Here is a 19,121-nt window from a genome sequence, read left to right on the forward strand (position 1 = left end):
CCGCGCTGCCGGGGCGGGTCCGACCGTCGGGAGGATCACATCGCGGTACGGGCCGACCACAGCTCGGGGAAGACCACCCGGGACATGCTGCGCTGCAACCAGGCCAGCCCGGCCGACCCGCCACTGCCGACCTTGGCGCCCATGGTGCGCTGGACGGCCTTGACGTGGTTCCAGCGCCAGTCGCCGAACTGCTCGGCCACGTCGGCCAGCGCGTCGCCGAGCTGCCGCAGGTGGTTGTCCGGCCCGTCGTCGTCGTAGACCGCCACCCAGGCCGCCTCGACCCGGGGGTGCGGCAGGTGCTCGACGGCGACGTCCCGGTCGAGCAGCTCGGCGGGCAGGTCGTGCCCGTGCCGGCCGAGCAGGGCGACCACCTCGTCCCAGAGGCTCGGTACGGCCAGTGCGGCGCGCAGCTCGTCGTGGACCTGGCTCTGCCGGCGGAAGGGGCGGATCAGCGCCGGATCGCGCAACCCGAGCAGGAACTCGAGCTGCCGGTACATCGCGGACTGGAAGCCGGAACCCTCACCGAGCAGGTTGCGGAACCGGTTGAAGTCGGCCGGGGTCATCCAGCGCAGCCCGCGCCAGGCGGCGTTGAGCCCCTCCAGGTGCAGGGCGGCCCGGCGCAACGGGGCGAGCGCCTCCCACACCCGGTCGGCCCGCAGGTCGTGCCGGGCCTGCCGCAGCTCGTGGCAGGTCAGCCCGAAGTACAGCTCCATGATCTGGCTGACCATCAGGAAGGACATCTCGCCCGGATCGGAGCTGAGCGGCTGCTGGAGGGTGTGCAGGGTACTGGCGTGCACGTACGCGTCGTAGGGCACCCGGTCGGCGAACTCCAGGGTGGGTTCGCCGCCGTTGCGGGCGGCCCGCGCCCGACGCTGCTGCGGGGTGACCGGACGCACCGCCGGGGTCGGCGTACGCGCCCGCAGGTCCGTCTGTTCCATCGTCTCGCCTCCTCCGGATACCGGTCCCGTCATGATCTCCCGGCGTGGGCCGGCGACGGAATGCCGATTCGACGGCGGTACCCACCGATCACTTTCACCACTGAAGGCACTTCGGCATTCTGACCTGTCGCCGGTAAGGTCGCCGGATGGACGAGATGGACTGGGCGCTGCTCCGCGAGTTGCAGGCCGACGCGCGGCTGTCGTTCAGCGAGCTGTCCCGGCGGGTGCACCTGTCCCCACCGGCGGTCGCCGAGCGGGTCCGCCGGCTGGAGGAGTCCGGGGTGATCACCGGGTACCACGCCCACGTCGACCTGGCCCGCGCCGGCCGTCCGGTGGTGGCGCTGATCCGGATGTCCTGTTACGGCTCCCGCTGCATCCTGCACGACCCGCAGGTCGTCGACTGGCCGGAGATCCAGGAGATCCACCGGATCACCGGGGACGCGTGCAGCGTGCTCAAGGTCGCCGCCGGGTCGATCGGGCAGTTCGAGGCGGTCATCGACCGGCTCGCCCCGTACGGGCAGCCGTCCAGCACGATGGTGCTCTCCAGCCCGTTGCAGTGGCACCCGGTCACACCGTTGCCGCCCGGACCGGCCGCCCCCGGTCCCCGGCAACGCTGACTCCGGGTTTGCCCCCCGGCCAGCGGGAATGCAGACCCGCACACCCGTCGCAGGATTCCGGCGCACCGTCGCCGGGAGGGGGGAATCATGCGGGGGCTCACTCTGCACCGTCACGCCGTCCTCGCCGTACTGGCGATGTTCGCCCTGGTCGGGGCGTTCGTCCTGGTCGCGGCACCAGCGGCGCGGGCCGGCGAGAACATCTTCGTCGAGGTCACGCCGAACAGCGCGCCGGCCGGCACCCGGGTCACCGTCCGGGCCAGCTGCGACAACAGCAACAACCAGCAGGCCACCGTGCACTCGGACGCCTTCGGGCGGGTGGTGCTGCGGCCCGACAACGGCTTCCTCACCGGCGCGGTCACCATCGCCGGCAACAAGCAGCCCGGTGACTACCCGGTCGACCTGCGGTGCCCCAACGGCAGCACCGCCTCGACCATGCTGACCGTGCTCAACATGGCGCAGCCGAGCAAGGGACCGGCCACCGGTGGGGGCGGGACGGTGGGCGACCGGGGCACCGGTTCACTGCTGCTGGTCGGCGGCCTCGCCGTGGTGGCCGTGGCCGCCGGGCTCGGCGTCTTCGGCGGCAACCGCCGACGGACCCGTCCCGGTGCCTGACCACCGGTCGCCATGGCCCGCACCCGTCACCGCCGGTCCCGGCCGGCCGGCCGCCGGCTGCGGGCGGCGGCCCGCCGGACCATGCGGGCCGCCGCCCGGATCCACCGCCGGTCCCGCCGGCTCGCCGCCCGGTCCCGCCGGCTCGCCGCCCGGATCCACCACCGGTCCCGCCGGGCCGCGGCCCGGTTCCGCCGGGTCGCCGGCCAGGCGTTCTCCGCCAGCGTGACCACCGCCGACCCGGTCACCCAGGCCCGGCCGGTACGCCCGGTGCCCCGGCAGCCGGCCTTCGGCGGTCGGTTCGCCTCAGGCGGGCCGGGGTTGCCCGTCCTGGCGATAGCCGCCGTGATGCTGCTGATCGTGACGATGCTCGGGGTGGAACGGGTCACCGGGCGCAGCGTGCTGCCGGACCGGTTCGTCGCCGGCCTGCGCCCGCCGCCGAAGAAGTTCCCGGTGCTGTCCGGGAGTCCACCGACCCAGATCGCCATCTCCCGGATCGACCTCCGGGCGACGGTGCACCGGGTCGGCATCGCCCCGGACGGCAGCATCGCCGTCCCGGACACCGCCCGCGCCCAGGAGGCCGGCTGGTACGACCAGGGGCCCACCCCCGGCCAGTACGGCCCGGCGGTGATCGTCGGCCACGTGGACACCACCACCGGTCCGGCGGTCTTCCACGGCCTCAAGGAACTGCACGACGGCGACGAGATCGAGGTGACCCGCGCCGACCGCCGGGTGGCCGTCTTCGAGGTCGACGAGATCCAGCGGTACCGCAAGGAACGGTTGCCGGTCGACCAGATCTACGGTGACTTCAGCCGTCCCCGCCTGCGGCTGATCACCTGCGGCGGGCGCTGGGTCGGCGGTGCGACCGGATACGCCGACAACCTGGTGGTCTACGCCACCCTGGTCCGAGCCGACTGACCGGCCCGGGCCGGCTCACCGGTCCCGGCCCAGGCCAGCGGCACCGCACGGCGGCCCGACCCGGCGGCGCGAGGGCGTGACCGACGGCGCGGCCGGTCAGGCCGCCTCGGCCTCGCGGAACGGGTCGCGCAGGTCGAGCCAGTCCGCCCAGCGCGGATCCGGTGCGCGGTGGCCGAGCACCCGCCAGGCGGTGCCCTTCGGGGCGGCCGGCAGGCTGTGCAGCCGCCAGCCCAGCTCGGCCGGGGTCTTGTCGCCCTTGGTGTGGTTGCACCGGGCGCACGCGGCGACCACGTTCTCCCAGGCGTGCCGGCCACCCCGACTGCGCGGGAAGACGTGGTCGATGGTCTCGGCCGGGCCCCGGCAGTAGGCGCAGCGGTTGCCGTCGCGGGCGAAGATCGCCCGCCGGGAGAGCCCGACGTGGGTGCGGTAGGGCACCCGGACGAACCGGGTCAGCCGCACCACCGAGGGGACGGGCAGCGCGTCGTGGGCGCTGTGCAGGATGCCGTCGCCGTCGGCGACGCAGACCGCCTTGGCGGAGAGCACCAGGATCGCGGCTCGACGCACGGACACGACACACAGCGGCTCGTAGGTGGCGTTGAGAACCAGCGCGCCGGAGCCCACCGTGGGTCGTATGTCAGGCATCGTGCTCACCCTCCCGGTCCAGCCGCTCCCACCGCTGGCAGCACCGGTCGACCCTCGGGCAGCAGGGAACACCGACCGGCTCCGGCGGGATCACCGTCATCCGCTGCGCCAATCGTCCCTGATCGGACCCGGGATTGCACGTACTAATCCGGGGTACCCGCTGAACGCTCCGCGCCGTGTAGGAAGATGTCCGGTTCGGCGTCGTACGATCATGGGACGGAACGGGCGTGGAGGGTCGGCCGTCGGCTGTCAGGCCCCCTGCGGTACGAAGACAGGGTGAGCGTCGTCAGCCTGTCGTCCGTCGTCCTGTCCGCCGCCCCGAGTCCGACACCGGGCAGCAGCCCGGGTTCCGGGGGCGGCTCGGGCGCCGACTGTCTGGGCAGCACCTCCTGCGAGTACCTGTACCGGGTGACCGGCTCGGCCTGGTTCGCCGAGGGCAGCTACTGGATCCTGCTCAAGCCGCTGCGGGTGGTGCTGATCCTGCTGCTGGCGCTCGTCGCCCGCTGGGCGCTGCACCGGACGATCAACCGGCTGGTCCGCACCACCGCGCACGGGTCGGTGCCCACGCTGCTACGCCCGCTGCGTGAGCGGGTGCCCAGCGCCGCGCTCGACCCGACCGAGTTCGTCCCCGAACGGCGTCGCCAACGCGCCGAGGCGATCGGTTCGGTGCTGCGCAGCATGGTCACCGCGTTCGTCTTCGGCATCGCCCTGCTGATGATCCTGCGCGAGTTCAGCTTCGACCTGGCCCCGCTGCTGGCCAGCGCCGGGATCGCCGGGGTGGCCCTCGGTTTCGGCGCGCAGAGCCTGGTCAAGGACCTGATCGCCGGGTTGTTCATGCTCATCGAGGACCAGTACGGCGTCGGCGACACGGTCGACCTGGGCGAGGCGACCGGGGTGGTGGAGTCGGTGGGGCTGCGGGTCACCACGGTCCGCGACGGCCGGGGGGTGCTCTGGTACATCCGCAACGGCGAGATCATCCGGGTGGGCAACAAGAGCCAGGGCTGGGCGCTGGTCGTGATCGACCTGCCGATCGGGTTCGCCGGCACCGAGGAGGCCAACGCGGTGCTGCGGACGGCCGCCGCCTCGGTGGCGATGGACCCGGACCTGGCCCCGGAGATCGTCGAGCCGCCCGAGGTGCTGGGGGTGGAGCAGATGACAGTCGACGGCGCGGTGCTCCGTACGGTGGTCAAGACCACGGCGGAGGGGCAGTTCGCGGTCGGTCGGGAGCTGCGTCGCCGGCTCGCGGAGGCGCTGGAGAACTCCGGCATCACCGCCCGGATCGCGGCGGCCCGGCTCTATCCGGGACTGCCGCCCAACGGCGTCCTCACCACCCCGACCACCCCGCCGAGCGCCACTGCGGCCACCTCGGCCGGCCCCACCTACACCACCCTGGCCGGCACCCCCGCCCCGACAGGCACCGGCACCGGCACCGGCACCCACGAGCCGTCCCACACCCCCGGGCCAGCCGGCACCGCACCAGGCAGCACCGGGCCGGGCAGCACCGGACCCGGCACCACCGGAGCAGGCACCCCCGGACCCGGCGGCGCCCACGGGCGGTAGCAGGTCACGGCGGCAGGCGCACCACGGCGGCGGCCCGATGGGCGGTACTCGCGCACCGGCCGGCCCCTCGGGTATCGTCCGTTCGTTCAGTCGGGGATGCGACGATCAATCCGTTCGCCCTAGTCAGTTGTCAGACGATCGGGCAGAATCCGGTACACGCGTTCCCGGGAGCGTGATCGCGTCATCGCTGATCCGCGAATCTGACGACGGCGCCCCGCCGGGCCATCACAAGTGGCCGGTGTCGGGGCACGATGGAGGCCACGGTGTCCGACCAGCGACCCGGCCCGGACCGACCGGCCACCTTCCGTGAGGTGTTCGGCCGGGTCGAGTTCCGTGCGGTCTTCGCCGCCAGCGTCCTGTCCTGGATCGGCGACTACGTCGCCAAGGCCGCGGTCACCGTGCTGGTCTACCAGGAGAGCCAGTCCGTCGCCCTCTCCGCCGCCGCGTTCGCGGTCAGCTACCTGCCGTGGCTGGTCGGCGGTCCGCTGCTGGCCGCGCTCGCCGAACGGCACCGGCACCGGCAGGTGATGGTCACCTGCGACGTGATCCGGATGGTGCTGACCGCCCTGATCGTGCTGCCCGACCTGCCGGTCTGGGCGATCCTGGCCCTGCTCTTCGCCGCCACCCTCGCCAACCCGCCCGGCCAGGCGGCCCGGTCGGCGCTGCTGCCGGCGATCCTCACCGGCGACCGGTTGGTGCTGGGCCTGTCGCTCAACGCCAGCGCCAGCCAGGCCGCCCAGGTGGTCGGCTATCTGGCTGGGGCGGCGGTCGCCGTGTTCAGCCCGACGGCGGCGCTGCTGCTCAACGCGGCCACCTTCGGCCTGTCGGCCCTGCTCGTCCGGCTCGGCGTCCGCGACCGGGAGCCGACGCTCAGCGAGGCACACCGTACCCACCTGCTGCGGGAGACCGCCGAGGGCTTCCGGATCGTCTTCGGCAACCCGGTCCTGCGGGCGATCAGCCTGCTGGTGTTCAGCGCGATGCTCTTCTCGATCGTGCCGGAGGGGCTGGCCGCGGCCTGGGCCGCGGAGCGCTCCGGCAACGGTCTGGACTCCGGTGCCGCCCAGGCCGTCATCATGGCGGCCAATCCGGTCGGATTCATCGTCGGCGGCCTGCTCGTGGGGCGGTTGGTGTCGCCCGCCGGCCGGCTCAGCCTGATGCGGCCCCTCGCGGTGCTCGCCCCGCTGGCCCTGGTGCCGGCGCTGCTGAATCCCCCACCGGTGGTGGTCGCCCTGCTCGCGGCGGCCTGCGGTTTCGCGGTCGCGGGTCTGATCCCGACGGCGAACGGCCTCTTCGTGCGGGCACTGCCCAACGGCTACCGGGCCCGCGCCTTCGGTGTGATGGCGACCGGGATCCAGGTGATCCAGGGTGGCGCGGTGCTGGTCACCGGTCTGCTCGCCGACCGCTTCTCGGTGCCCACGGTGGTCGGCGTGTGGAGCGCCGCGGGGGTGCTGCTGATGCTGTGCACCGCGCTGCGCTGGCCGAACCGGGCCACCGTCGACGCCGCGGTGGCGGCCGCCGACCTGACCAACGTCGCCACCGGTCCGCAGCCGGACGGCTCACCCGCGGCGGCCCGGGCCGGCGAGCGGAGCGGTCACCGGCACGCTGTGACGTGATCGGCGGACGGGCGGCGGTCGGGGCACCGCCACACCTGGCAGGATGGAACGGTGAATTCCGCAGGCGAGCCCCGGCCCGTTCCGTCGACGACCCTCTTCGAAGCCGTCGGTGGTGAGCCCACCTTCCGCAGGTTGGTCGACAGGTTCTACGCCGGCATCGCCACCGACCCGCTGCTGCGGCCGATGTACCCGGAGGGCGACCTCGGGCCGGCCGCCGAGCGGATGACGCTCTTCCTGATGCAGTACTGGGGCGGCCCGACCACCTACTCCGCCCAGCGGGGGCACCCCCGGCTGCGGATGCGGCACGCGCCGTTCCGGATCGGCCCGGCCGAGCGGGACGCCTGGCTGCGCCACATGCGGCGCGCGGTGGACGAGCTGGCGCTGCCGCCGGAGACCGGCACCGCCCTCTGGGACTACCTGGAGCGCTCGGCCTACTTCATGGTCAACGTCATGGAGGACCCGGCCGCCGGCTGAGCTACCGCCCGATTGCCAGCCCCGACGACGACCCGCACCCAGCGGGCCGGGACGACGCACGCCAGCTCGGTGGCGGGACGCCCTCGTCGTCGCCCGTCCGGGCCGGCGGACGCCCGCTCAGAGCAGGGCGCCCTCGTCGTGCAGCCAGTCGACGAACGTGGTGGCCACCGCCGCTCCGCAGTCCAGCATCTCCACCAGCAGCGCGTCGTGTGCCCCGGCGCCGAGCGGCACCTGCAGCTCGGCGTAGATGGGAAGCTGGCCGCGCTCGGTCGGGTCACCGATGTAGGCCTTGCAGAACCGGCGGGTGTGGTTCCACTCGTTGACCACCCGGTAGGCCCGGTCGGCCCAGTCCGGCGGGACGGTCGCGTGTGGCCGGGCCCGCATCACCAGGATCTCGTCCTCGGGGCCTTCGAGGGTGACCAGCACCGCGTGCCGTTCCCACATGGCCAGCAGGTTGCCGTCCCCGTCGGCCAGGTAACGCACGTCGAGCAGGTCGAGCGCGTCACATACCCGGGCCAGGGTGACCGGTGCCACGGAGACCGGCCGGTCGGTCACGGCCGGTCGCTCGGTGACAGTGCAGTCGTCCGCCGGTTGGCGGGGGGACGGTGGCCCCATCCGGACACTGTCCACCGTGATCCCGCTTCGAGTTTCCGTGTCGCCGCCAGCGGCGGGACCAGGGCGCCATGACCACCACGGCATCGCTCGCGCACCTCACTCCCCAGCGGATCCAATCGCCTACGGTGCGTTGGATCCGAGGATGGACGGTACCCGGACAGCCGGGTTGAGACACCCCCCCAACGGCAGCACCAGACCGGAAGAATGATGCGGGGTCATCCTTTCGGCTGATCCCGCGCCGGACGAATTGCGAGATCCGAGACTTTCCGCGACCAGGCGGCTCCGTACGGCCCCACCAGACCGACCCACCGGCCGGCCACCCGCACCTGGACCTCTCCCGCCCCGCCAGCCCCGGCCGGACCGAGGAATCCCATCCGGACCAGACCCTGCACCAACCGTTGGGTGATCTCCACCGGCTCGGTCGGCGCGGCATCCGGCGTGACGGTCACCGCCACGTGGTCGAGCAGCGCGTCCCGCAGCACCCGCTGCCCCACCGCGCGACCGCCCACCCCCTCGGCGGCGGCGGTGCGCAGGGTGCCCGCCGCGGCCTCGGCGATCCGCCGCAGCTCGGCGGCGGGCAGCACCTCGACGGGTCGGCTCGCCGCCGGTGGCAGCGGCCAGCGCCAGCGGTCGTCCCGGGCCGGGGGCAGCGCGGGGTCGGCCGCCGCCAACCGGGCCAGCAGCTCGGCGGCGACCACGGTGACGTCGGCCGGCGCCCGGCCGGTCACCGTCCGGACCACCAGCACGTCCCACGGCAACCGGGCCCACAGGGCGGTACGGCCGACGTCGGCCAGCGGACGCATCCGGACCACCCCGGCCGGGTCGAGACGCACCAGCCGGGCGAGGAAGGCCCCCGCGTCGGCGACACCCTCGTGGCCCGGGCCGGCAATGCCCCCGCGCCCGGGGTCGACGGCGTCCCCGCCCCCGGGGTGGGCGGCCGGTCCGCCGGTCACGCCGACCCGTCGGCCACGGCCCACGCCTCCAGGAAGGCCCGCTCCTCGTCGCTGAGCCGCCGGGGCCGCTTCTCGAACAGGTCGAACGGGACCAGCACCGAACGAGCGGTGCTGGCCAGCACCTCCCCGTCGTACAGCTCGTAGGCGACGGTGAACGAGGCGGCCCGGATGCGCTCCACCCACAGTTCGATCCGGACGGTCGGCGCGGCCTCGGCGGTGGCCCGGCCGAGGGCGTAGTCGACCGGGCGCAGGTAGTCGACCTCGTGTCGACGGATGACCACCCCGTCGGCGAACGAGCCGACCCCCCACGCCTTGCCGCCGGCGAACATCAACGCCACCCGCGCCTCCTCGTACAGGGTGAGGAAGCGCGAGTTGTTGACGTGGCCGTACGCGTCCAGGTCGGACCAGCGCAGGGTGCAGTGGTAGACGAAACGGTCCGCCATGCTCAGTCGCGGGTCAGCTTGCGGTAGGTCACCCGGTGCGGTCGGGCCGCCTCGGCGCCGAGCCGGTCGATCTTGTTCTTCTCGTACGCCTCGAAGTTGCCCTCGAACCAGAACCACTTCGCCGGGTTCTCGTCGTCGCCCTCCCAGGCCAGGATGTGGGTGGCGACCCGGTCGAGGAACATCCGGTCGTGCGAGATGACCACCGCGCAGCCGGGGAACTCCAGCAGCGCGTTCTCCAGGCTGGACAGCGTCTCGACGTCCAGGTCGTTGGTCGGCTCGTCGAGCAGGATCACGTTGCCGCCGATCTTGAGGGTCAGCGCCAGGTTGAGCCGGTTGCGCTCGCCGCCGGAGAGCACCTTGGTCGGCTTCTGCTGGTCCGGCCCCTTGAACCCGAACGCGGCGATGTACGCCCGCGACGGCATCTCGACCTTGCCGACCATGAGGTGGTCCAGCCCGTCGGAGACGACCTCCCAGACCGTCTTGTCGCCGTTGAGGCCCTCCCGGTTCTGGTCGACGTACGACAGGGAGACCGTCTCGCCGACCCGGACCTGGCCGTCGGTCGGCTGCTCGAGCCCGACGATGGTCTTGAACAGGGTGGTCTTGCCGACGCCGTTCGGGCCGATGATGCCGACGATGCCGTTGCGCGGCAGCGAGAAGGACAGGTCGTCGATGAGCAGCCGCTCGTCGAAGCCCTTGCTGAGGTGGTTGGCCTCGATGACGGTGTTGCCCAGGCGCGGACCCGGCGGGATCTGGATCTCCTCGAAGTCCAGCTTGCGGGTCTTCTCCGCCTCGGCGGCCATCTCGTCGTAGCGGTCCAGCCGGGCCTTGGACTTGGTCTGCCGCGCCTTGGCGTTGGAGCGGACCCACTCCAGCTCCTCGGTGAGCCGCTTCTTCATCTTGGCGTCGCGGCGACCCTCGACGGCCAGCCGGGCGGCCTTCTTCTCCAGGTAGGTGGAGTAGTTGCCCTCGTATGGGTACGTCCGGCCGCGGTCCAGCTCCAGGATCCAGTTGGCCACGTTGTCCAGGAAGTACCGGTCGTGGGTGATCGCCATGACGGTGCCGGCGTACTTGGCCAGGTGCTGCTCCAGCCAGGAGACGCTCTCCGCGTCGAGGTGGTTGGTGGGCTCGTCGAGCAGCAGCAGGTCGGGCGCTTCCAGCAGCAGCTTGCACAGCGCGACCCGGCGGCGCTCACCGCCGGAGAGCTGGGTGACGTCGGCGTCCGGCGGCGGGCAGCGCAGCGCGTCCATGGCCAGTTCGAGCTTGGAGTCGATGTCCCAGGCGTCGAGGTGGTCCAGCTCCTCCTGGAGCTTGCCCATCTCCTCCATCAGCTCGTCGGAGTAGTCGGTGGCCATCTGCTCGGCGATGGCGTTGAACCGCTCCAGCTTGGCCTTGGTCTCGGCGACCGCCTCCTCGACGTTGCCGAGCACGGTCTTCGAGTCGTTGAGCGGTGGCTCCTGGGCGAGCATCCCGACGGTGTAGCCGGGCATCAGCCGGGCCTCGCCGTTGCTCGGCTTGTCCAGCCCTGCCATGATCTTGAGGAGGCTGGACTTACCGGCGCCGTTCGGGCCGACCACACCGATCTTGGCCCCCGGCAGGAAGTTCAGCGTCACGTTGTCGAGCACGACCTTGTCGCCGTGCGCCTTGCGCGCCTTTTCCAGGACGTAGATGAACTGGGCCACGGTGCGGGCTACCTCCGTCGGTTGTCGTCGTGGGCGGCGCGGCGCGGGTGACGACCGCCATCCGCCGCCGGCCGGAGGCCGGCCACGCGCACGCCGCCGTCAATCCTGACAGGTGGGGCCCGCCGCGCCCACATCACCCCGCCCCGGCCGCGGTCCGGCCCGCCAGGTGGGAGCGGGTGTCGTCAAGATCACGGTACGGGTTCAGCCGACGCGGGAAGGGTAGGTAACTGCGGCACGGGGTCCCAGAGGCCGCAGCTACGCTCAGTACGCTCATCGCGGTGGACCCGTCAGCACCCGGAGGTGGCCGATCGTGACCGTCCGTAGCTCCTTTGTCGTTGTGGCCAACCGACTGCCGGTCGACGAGGTGAGCACACCCGAGGGGCGGCAGTGGCGACGTAGCCCGGGTGGGCTGGTCACCGCGCTGCACCCCGTCCTCGCCGAGCACCGGGGCACCTGGGTCGGCTGGGCCGGTGGCACCGGCGCCGCCCCGGAGCCGTTCGACCTGGAGGGCATCCGACTGCACCCGGTGCCGTTGAGTGCCGAGGAGTTGGAACGCTACTACGAAGGCCAGTCCAACGCGACCATCTGGCCGCTCTATCACGACGCCGTCGAGACCCCCGCCTACAAGCGCCGCTGGCGGGAGGCGTACCGGCTGGTCAACGCCCGGTTCGCGGAGGCCGCCGCGGACGTGGCGGCCGAGGGGGCGACGGTCTGGGTGCAGGACTACCAGCTCCAGCTGGTCCCGGCGATGCTGCGCGAGCTGCGGCCGGATCTCAAGATCGGCTTCTTCCTGCACATCCCGTTCCCGCCGATCGAGCTGTTCATGCAGATGCCGTTCCGCACCGAGATCCTGCGCGGCCTGCTCGGCAGCGACCTGGTCGGTTTCCAGCAGCGGCTGGCCGCGCAGAACTTCGTCCGGCTGGCCCGGCACCTGCTCGGCCTGCGCTACGAGGGCCAGATGATCCAGGTCGACGGGCGGCAGGTGAAGGCGGGCGCGTTCCCGATCTCCATCGAGACCCGGGAGATGGAGCGGCTGGCCGAGGACCCGGCGATCCAGGCGCGGGCCAAGCAGATCCGCGAGGAGCTGGGCAACCCGAAGACGATCATCCTGGGCGTGGACCGGCTCGACTACACGAAGGGCATCGAGCTTCGACTCAAGGCCTTCCGCGAACTTCTTGCTGACGGAAAGTTGACAGTTCCGGACGCGGTTATGGTGCAGGTCGCCACGCCGAGCCGCGAGCGCGTCGAGCACTACCAGGCACTTCGTGTCAAGGTGGAACGCGAGGTTGGTCGGATTAATGGCGAATTCGGCAGGGTCGGCGTGCCGGCGGTGCATTATCTGCATCAGTCGTACAGTCGCTCCGAACTGGCCGCGATGTACGTCGCGGCCGACGTGATGATGGTGACCCCGCTGCGAGACGGAATGAACCTGGTGGCCAAGGAGTACGTCGCATCGCGCGCCGACCAGGGCGGTGCGCTCGTGCTCAGCGAGTTCGCCGGCGCCGCCACCGAGCTGCGCCAGGCGTTCCTGTGCAATCCGCACGACCCCGACGCCGTCAAGGACGCCCTCCTGCGGGCTGTACACGTAGAGAAGCCGGAGGCCCGCAGACGCATGCGGATCATGCAACGTCATCTGCGCACCCACGACGTGGGGCACTGGGCGAAGTCCTTTCTGACCGAGTTGGGCGCACCGGGGACGGAGGTCGAGTGAACGCCCCCACCGCCGAGATCGTCACCCCCGCCGCCGGGACGATGGACCCGGAGCTGCTCGCCGCGATCGGCCGGATCGCCCGCGTACCACAGCTCCTGGTCGCGTGCGACTACGACGGCACCCTCGCGCCGATCGTCGAGGACCCGAGCAAGGCCGTGCCGCTGCCCGAGTCGGTCGCCGCCGTCCGGGCGCTGGCCGCGCTGCCGCAGACCACCGTCGCGGTGGTCTCCGGCCGGGCACTGCGCGACCTGGCCGCGCTCTCCCGGCTGCCCAACGAGATCCACCTCGTCGGCAGCCACGGTTCCGAGTTCGACATCGGCTTCGTCGAGCGGCTCTCCCCCGAGCTGGTCGCGGTCCGCACCCGGCTGCGCGACGCGCTGCGCGAGATCGCCGTCGCCCACCCGGGGGTACGCCTGGAGCGCAAGCCGGCCAGCGTCGCGGTGCACACCCGCGGGGTCGACCCGCAGGTCGCCGCCGCCGCCGTCGAGGCCGTCCGCGCCGGGCCGGCGACGTGGGACGACGTCACCGTCACCCAGGGCAAGGAGGTCATCGAGCTGTCGGTGGTCGCCACCCACAAGGGCACCGCGGTCGACCAGCTCCGCACCCAGCTCTCGGCCAGCGCGGTGCTCTTCATCGGCGACGACGTCACCGACGAGAACGCCTTCGGCACCCTGCGCGGCCCCGATCTGGGCATCAAGATCGGCCCGGGGGACACCCAGGCGCACTACCGGGTGGCCGAGCCGGTCGAGGCGGCCCGCGCCCTCGGCCTGCTGCTGGAGACCCGCCGGCACTGGCTCTTCGGCGAGCGGGCGGTGCCGATCGAACGGCACTCGATGCTGGCCAACGGCCGTACCGTCGCGCTGCTCACCCCCGAGGCCAAGGTGAGCTGGCTCTGCCACCCCAAGCCCGACTCGGCGGCGATCTTCGCCGACCTGGTCGGCGGCAGCCCGGCCGGGCACTTCACCGTCGGGCCGGAGCGCGGCGGCATCCCGCTGGGCCAGCGCTACCGCAACGGCACGATGACCGTGGAGACCCGCTGGTCCGGGCTCACCGTCACCGACTGGCTGGACCTGCCGGCCCGGGAGACCACCCCGGACGGCCCGGCCGTCGTCACCGGCGACTCCACCCTGGTCCGGGTGCTCAGCGGCTCCGGCCGGGCCCGCGTCGAGTTCGCCCCGCGCCCCGAGTTCGGGCAGGTCGCCACCCAGCTCCAGCCGAAGAAGGACGGCCTGCTGGTGCTCGGCTCCAACGAGCCCGTCGCGCTCTACTCCCCCGGGGTGACCTGGCAGGTCCGCAACGACGGCGGGTACGAGACCGCGCACGCCGTGGTCGACCTCTCCGCCACCGGCGGCCAGGTGGTGCTGGAGCTGCGCTTCGGCACGCACAGCCTGGAGGACCACACGGTCGCCATCCACGACCGGCAGGCCAAGGCCGAGCAGCCCTGGAAGGACTGGGTGGCCTCACTGCGGCTGCCCGCCACCGCCCGGGACCTGGTCGCCCGTAGCGCGCTCACCCTGCGCGGGCTCTGCCACGAGGCGACCGGCTCGATCCTGGCGGCGGCGACCACCTCGCTGCCGGAGGAGCTGGGCGGCGTCCGCAACTGGGACTACCGGTACTGCTGGCTGCGGGACGCGGCGATGACCGCGCGTGCCCTGGTCGACCTCGGCTCGATCGAGGAGGCCGAGGCGCTGCTGCGCTGGGTGGACGGCTGCATCGAGCGCACCGGCGGGCACCCCGAGCGGCTGCACCCGCTCTACACGGTGGACGGCTACGAGCTGGGCGCCGAGGCGGTCATCGACACCCTGCCCGGGTACGCCGGCTCCCGGCCGGTCCGGGTCGGCAACCTCGCCAACCACCAGCTCCAACTGGACGTCTTCGGCCCGATCGCCGACCTGATCGCGGCCGTCGCCGACGCCCGGGGCTCGGTCCGCGACGACGAGTGGCGGGTGCTGGACAACATGGTCGAGGCGGTCCGCCGCCGCTGGCACGAGCCCGACCACGGCATCTGGGAGGCCCGCCTCCCACCCCGGCACCACATCTTCTCGAAGGTGATGTGCTGGATGACCGTCGACCGGGCCCTGCACGTGGTGCGCCAGCACGACGGCGAGGACCGGCCGGAGTGGGTGGAGCTGCGCGACCGGATCGGCGCCAACGTGCTGGAGAACGGCTGGCACGAGGAGGTCGAGGCGTACAGCGTCGCGTACGGCGACGAGGACATGGACGCCTCCTCGCTCTGGATCGGGCTCTCCGGCCTGCTCCCGGGGGACGACCCGCGCTTCCTCTCCACCGTGCTCAGGATCGAGGCGGATCTGCGCAGCGGTCCGGTCGTCTACCGCTACCACTGGGACGACGGCCTGCCCGGCCGGGAGGGCGGCTTCCACATCTGCACGGCGTGGCTGATCGAGGCGTACCTGCGCACCGGTCGACGCACCGACGCGGAGGAGCTGTTCGCCCAGATGATCGACACCGCCGGCCCGACCGGGCTGCTCCCCGAGCAGTACGACCCGCTGGCCGAGCGGGGGCTGGGCAACCACCCGCAGGCGTACAGCCACCTCGGGCTGATCCGCTGCGCCCTGCTGCTGGACAACATGCTCAAGCAGTAACCCCCGGCCCGGTCGGCCATACGGCTCCGCCGCAGGATCGCCTCACCCGGACCGATCGGAAGATCGACTCACCTGAGCCGATGTAGCGGTATCCCCATCCAGGGATACCGCTACATCGGCGAACACGGGTCGGTCAATGGGCGACCAGCCGGGGGCGACCGGCCGAGGCAGCCGGTCTGGGCGGTCGCGCCCGGTCCGGTCGGGTTCAGCCGGTGAGGGCGTCGACCACCTCGCCGATCACCACGATGGCCGGTGGACGCAGGCCCGCCCCGGCCACGTCCGCCGCCACCGCGCCGAGGGTCGACCGGAGGCTGCGCTGCGCGCCCGTGGTGCCCTCCTGGACCACCGCGACCGGGGTGGCCGCGTCCCGGCCGTGCCGGGTCAGGGTGGCCGTGATGGCGGCCAGGTTCTTCAGCCCCATCAGCACCACCAGGGTGCCGCGCAGGCCGGCGAGCGCCTCCCAGCGCACCAGGGAGGCCGGCGAGTCCGGGGCGACGTGCCCGGAGACCACCGTGAACTCGTGCGCCACCGCCCGGTGGGTGACCGGCACACCGGCCGCCGCCGGCACGGCGATCGCGCTGGTCACCCCCGGCACCACGGTCACCGGCACACCGGCCGCCGCACAGGCCAGCAGCTCCTCCCCGCCCCGGCCGAAGACGTACGGGTCACCGCCCTTGAGCCGGACCACCACCTTCCCGGCGAGCGCCCGGTCGACCAGGATCCGGTTGATCTCCTCCTGGGTGCGGGACGGTCCGTAGGGGATCTTGGCGGCGTCGACCAGCTCGACGTCGGGGCGCAGCTCGTCCAGGAGCAGCCCGGGCACCAGCCGGTCGGCGACCACCACCTCCGCCTCGGTGAGCAGCCGCCACCCCTTCACCGTGATCAGCTCCGGGTCGCCCGGTCCCGCGCCGACCAGGGCCACCCGACCGACCGGGCCGGCGGGGGGCGTGACCGCCCCGCCCGCCCCGACCGGCGTCGGCAGCCCGACCCCGGCCGGCACCGGGTCGACACCGGCCACCGCCTGCGCGGTGAGCAGTTCCCGCACGGCGTCCCGGACGCCCATCGCCCGGCGCGGGTCGCCCCCGCCGAGCACGGCGACGGTGACCGGCCCGTGCCGGGTGACCGCCGGCGTCCACGCGGTGGCCGCCGCCCGGTCGTCGGCCCGGACGCAGAAGATCCGGCGTTCGGCGGCGACCGCGCTGACCGCGGCGGCGGCGTGCGGATCGTCCACCGCGACCTGCACCAGCCACGCGCCGTCGAGGTCCTCGGGGACGAACCGGCGGGGTCGCCAGTGCAGCCGCCCGGCGTCGACGTGCGCCTGCAGCGCCGGGGTCACCTCGGGCGCGACGAGCAGGACCTCGGCGTCGGCGTCCAGCAGGGCGGGCACCCGGCGGGTGGCCACCGCGCCGCCACCCACCACGACCACCCGCCGCCCGGCGAGCCGCAGGCCGAGGGGGTACGGGTTGGCGCTCACTTCTCGGAGACCCCCGCCGCGTCGAAGGTGGCCACCTCGTGCAGCACCCGGACCGCGCCGGTGACCACCGGCAGCGCCAGCAGCGCACCGGTGCCCTCGCCGAGCCGCAGGCCCAGGTCGACCAGCGGGTCGAGACCGAGGTGCCGCAGCGCCACGGTGGCGCCCGGCTCGGCGGACCGGTGCCCGGCGACCATCGCGCCGACCGCGTCGGGGGCGAAGGCGGCGGCGGCGAGCGCGGCGCTGGCCGCGATCACCCCGTCGAGCAGCACCGGCACCCGGCGGGCCGCCGCGCCGAGGATCAGCCCGGCCAGCGCCGCGTGCTCCAGGCCACCGACGGCGGCCAGCACCCCCAGCGGATCGGCCGGGTCGGGCCGGTGCCGGTCCAGGGCCGTCCGTACCACCGCGACCTTGCGCCGGTACGTCTCGTCGTCGACCCCGGTCCCCCGGCCGGTCGTCCCGGCCGGGTCGACCCCGGTGAACGCGGCGACCAGCGCGGCGGACGGCGTGGTGTTGGCGATCCCCATGTCCCCGGTGAGCAGCACGCCCGCCCCGGCGTCGATCAGCTCACCGGCGACCCGGATGCCGACCTCGACGGCCGCCCGCGCCTCGTCCCGGGTGAGCGCGGCGGTGACCGTCATGTCCCGGGTGCCCCGCCGGACGTTCGCGTCGACCAGGCGCGACGCCGTCCGGTCGGGTCCGCTGCGGTGGGCGGGGTCGCCGCCCACGCCCGCCACGGTGGCGGCCACGTCGGTGGGCTCGCCGCCCACGCCCGCCACGGCGGCAGGCCCGCCGGCCAGGTCGGCGGGGCCGACGGTCGGGAATGGCAGCGGGGTGGCCACCCCGACGTCGACCACGGTGACCGACGCGCCGGCCTGCCGGGCGAACGCGTTGACCACCGCCCCGCCGGCCAGGAAGTTCCCGATCATCTGGGCGGTGACCTCCTGCGGCCACGGGGTGACCCGCTGGGCGTGCACGCCGTGGTCACCGGCGAAGATCGCCACCGCCGCCGGTTCGGGCAGTGGGGGCGGGCAGGTCCCGGCCAGGCCGGCCAGGCGTACCGACAGCTCCTCCAGGGCACCGAGTGAGCCGGCCGGTTTGGTGAGCCGGGCCTGGAGGTCCCGGGCGGCCGTCATCGCCGCCCCGTCGGGCGGGCCGATCGCCGCGATCGTCGTCTCCACTATCATGCCTCCAGGATCTCCGCCAGTACCTCGATGAACGCGTCGGTGGTCGCCGGGTCGCGCACGGCGATCCGCAGCCAGTCCGGCCCCAGCCCGGGAAAGGTGTCGCCCCGGCGGACGGCCCAGCCCCGGTCGCGCAACGCCTCGCGTACCCGGTCGCCGCCGGGCCGGTGGATCAGGACGAAGGCGCTGGCCGGGCGGCCCGCGACGCGTACCCCGGGCAGGGCCGACAGGCGGCTTACCAGGTGGTCGCGGTCGGCGGCGAGCCGGGCGGCGATGGCGCGCTCGGCGGCGACGGCGGTCGGCGACGCGACGGCCGTGGCGGCGGCCAGCGCCGGGGTGGAGACGGGCCAGAGCGGCTGGACGGCGGCGAGGCGCTCCAGCAGGTCGGGCGCGCCCAGCAGGTAGCCGATCCGCAGACCGGCCAGTCCCCAGGTCTTGGTGAGGCTGCGCACCACCACCAGGCCGGGCAGGTCGCGCCGGCCGGCGAGCGATTCCGGCTCACCCCGGACACCGGGCGCGCCGGTGGTGTCGGCGAACGCCTCGTCGACGACGAGCACCCGGCCCGGTCGGGCCAGCGCGGCCAGGTCGGTGGCGGGGTGCAGCACCGAGGTCGGGTTGGTCGGGTTGCCGATCATGACCAGCCCGGCGTCGGCCGGCACCAGGGCCGGGTCGAGCCGGAAGCCGTCGTCCGGGTCGAGGAGCACCCGCTCGACGCGGTGTCCGGCGGCCCGTAGCGCGGCCTCCGGCTCGGTGAACTGCGGGTGCACCACCACCGGCCGGTGGACCCCGGACAGGGCGCGGGCGAGCAGCACGAAGCCCTCGGCGGCACCGGCGGTGAGCAGCACCTCCTCCGGTGGGCGGCCGTGCCGGGCGGCGACGGCGGCCCGGGCCGGGCGGGGGTCGGGGTAGCTGGCCAGCCCGGCCAGGGCGGCGGTGACCGGGGCGGCCAGCCAGTCCGGCATCGGATCCCGGCGGACGTTGACGGCCAGGTCGACCAGGCCGGGGGTGGCCTCGACGTCCCCGTGGTGGGCGAGATCCGGTTCGCCGGTGGTGGTCGGCGCGACGCCGGTCGGTTGCCCGTGCATGACCGC

At 73.6% G+C, this 19,121-nt stretch carries 16 protein-coding genes and 1 pseudogene; 8 read left to right on the plus strand and 9 right to left on the minus strand.

The window, feature by feature from the left end:
• Positions 1–35: 35 nt before the first annotated feature.
• Positions 36–938, minus strand: coding sequence for a tryptophan 2,3-dioxygenase family protein (locus O7625_RS00770; protein WP_282343557.1), 903 nt, complete (start codon positions 936–938; stop codon positions 36–38).
• 146 nt (positions 939–1,084) lie between these two features.
• Between O7625_RS00770 and O7625_RS00775 the strand changes: the two genes are divergently transcribed.
• From O7625_RS00775 to O7625_RS00785, 3 genes are all read left to right on the plus strand, one after another.
• Complete coding sequence (locus O7625_RS00775; protein ID WP_282343559.1) at positions 1,085–1,555, plus strand: Lrp/AsnC family transcriptional regulator; 471 nt, start codon at positions 1,085–1,087, stop codon at positions 1,553–1,555.
• Positions 1,556–1,642: 87 nt separating this feature from the next.
• Positions 1,643–2,167, plus strand: coding sequence for a hypothetical protein (locus O7625_RS00780; protein WP_282343561.1), 525 nt, complete (start codon positions 1,643–1,645; stop codon positions 2,165–2,167).
• Between the two features lie 81 nt (positions 2,168–2,248).
• Positions 2,249–3,082: a class F sortase gene (locus tag O7625_RS00785; RefSeq protein ID WP_282346757.1), complete on the plus strand. Its 834-nt coding sequence runs from the start codon at positions 2,249–2,251 to the stop codon at positions 3,080–3,082.
• Positions 3,083–3,178: 96 nt separating this feature from the next.
• Here the strand turns inward: O7625_RS00785 and O7625_RS00790 are convergent, their stop codons facing one another.
• Positions 3,179–3,724 carry an HNH endonuclease gene (locus O7625_RS00790; protein WP_067308600.1) on the minus strand — a complete coding sequence of 182 codons (546 nt, stop codon included), beginning with the start codon at positions 3,722–3,724 and terminating at the stop codon, positions 3,179–3,181.
• Between the two features lie 375 nt (positions 3,725–4,099).
• Between O7625_RS00790 and O7625_RS00795 the strand changes: the two are divergent.
• From O7625_RS00795 to O7625_RS00805, 3 genes and pseudogenes are all read left to right on the plus strand, one after another.
• Positions 4,100–5,035, plus strand: a pseudogene (locus tag O7625_RS00795) (mechanosensitive ion channel family protein); the annotation flags it as partial.
• Positions 5,036–5,535: 500 nt separating this feature from the next.
• Complete coding sequence (locus O7625_RS00800; protein ID WP_084261309.1) at positions 5,536–6,897, plus strand: MFS transporter; 1,362 nt, start codon at positions 5,536–5,538, stop codon at positions 6,895–6,897.
• Positions 6,898–6,948: 51 nt separating this feature from the next.
• A complete protein-coding gene (locus O7625_RS00805; RefSeq protein ID WP_067308569.1) occupies positions 6,949–7,371 on the plus strand; it encodes a globin in 423 nt (140 codons plus the stop codon).
• Between the two features lie 117 nt (positions 7,372–7,488).
• Here the strand turns inward: O7625_RS00805 and O7625_RS00810 are convergent, their stop codons facing one another.
• The 4 genes from O7625_RS00810 to ettA form a co-directional block, all read right to left on the minus strand.
• The gene (locus O7625_RS00810) at positions 7,489–8,070 is read right to left on the minus strand and encodes a YbjN domain-containing protein (protein WP_282343564.1); all 582 of its coding nucleotides are present in this window, start codon (positions 8,068–8,070) and stop codon (positions 7,489–7,491) included.
• 131 nt (positions 8,071–8,201) lie between these two features.
• The gene (locus tag O7625_RS00815) at positions 8,202–8,876 is read right to left on the minus strand and encodes a hypothetical protein (protein ID WP_067308595.1); all 675 of its coding nucleotides are present in this window, start codon (positions 8,874–8,876) and stop codon (positions 8,202–8,204) included.
• Positions 8,877–8,935: 59 nt separating this feature from the next.
• The gene (locus O7625_RS00820) at positions 8,936–9,382 is read right to left on the minus strand and encodes a thioesterase family protein (RefSeq protein ID WP_282267506.1); all 447 of its coding nucleotides are present in this window, start codon (positions 9,380–9,382) and stop codon (positions 8,936–8,938) included.
• Positions 9,383–9,384: 2 nt separating this feature from the next.
• The gene (gene ettA / locus O7625_RS00825) at positions 9,385–11,061 is read right to left on the minus strand and encodes an energy-dependent translational throttle protein EttA (RefSeq protein WP_282343566.1); all 1,677 of its coding nucleotides are present in this window, start codon (positions 11,059–11,061) and stop codon (positions 9,385–9,387) included.
• A gap of 310 nt (positions 11,062–11,371) precedes the next feature.
• Here ettA and O7625_RS00830 point away from each other — a divergent pair, with 310 nt between their 5' ends.
• Both O7625_RS00830 and otsB read left to right on the plus strand, forming a co-directional pair.
• The gene (locus O7625_RS00830) at positions 11,372–12,772 is read left to right on the plus strand and encodes a trehalose-6-phosphate synthase (RefSeq protein ID WP_067308557.1); all 1,401 of its coding nucleotides are present in this window, start codon (positions 11,372–11,374) and stop codon (positions 12,770–12,772) included.
• A 41-nt stretch (positions 12,773–12,813) separates the two neighbouring features.
• On the plus strand, positions 12,814–15,375 hold the full coding sequence (gene otsB, locus O7625_RS00835) for a trehalose-phosphatase (protein ID WP_282346758.1): 2,562 nt from the start codon (positions 12,814–12,816) through the stop codon (positions 15,373–15,375).
• A gap of 205 nt (positions 15,376–15,580) precedes the next feature.
• On the opposite strand, the gene cobA is transcribed toward otsB, so the two are convergent.
• Genes cobA through cobC form a run of 3 tightly spaced genes read right to left on the minus strand, consistent with a single transcriptional unit; the run spans position 15,581 to position 19,115 of the window.
• A complete protein-coding gene (gene cobA, locus O7625_RS00840) occupies positions 15,581–16,849 on the minus strand; it encodes a uroporphyrinogen-III C-methyltransferase (RefSeq protein WP_282343569.1) in 1,269 nt (422 codons plus the stop codon).
• Positions 16,846–18,030, minus strand: a complete 1,185-nt coding sequence (locus O7625_RS00845) for a nicotinate-nucleotide--dimethylbenzimidazole phosphoribosyltransferase (RefSeq protein WP_282346759.1) — start codon at positions 18,028–18,030, stop codon at positions 16,846–16,848. Before O7625_RS00845 ends, cobA begins: the two co-directional genes overlap by 4 nt.
• Positions 18,030–19,115, minus strand: a complete 1,086-nt coding sequence (cobC, locus tag O7625_RS00850) for an Rv2231c family pyridoxal phosphate-dependent protein CobC (RefSeq protein ID WP_282343571.1) — start codon at positions 19,113–19,115, stop codon at positions 18,030–18,032. The genes O7625_RS00845 and cobC overlap by 1 nt, the downstream gene beginning before the upstream one ends.
• Between the last annotated feature and the right edge of the window lie 6 nt (positions 19,116–19,121).

The organism is Micromonospora sp. WMMD714 (assembly GCF_029581315.1).
GTDB classification, from domain to species: Bacteria; Actinomycetota; Actinomycetes; order Mycobacteriales; family Micromonosporaceae; genus Micromonospora; species Micromonospora rifamycinica.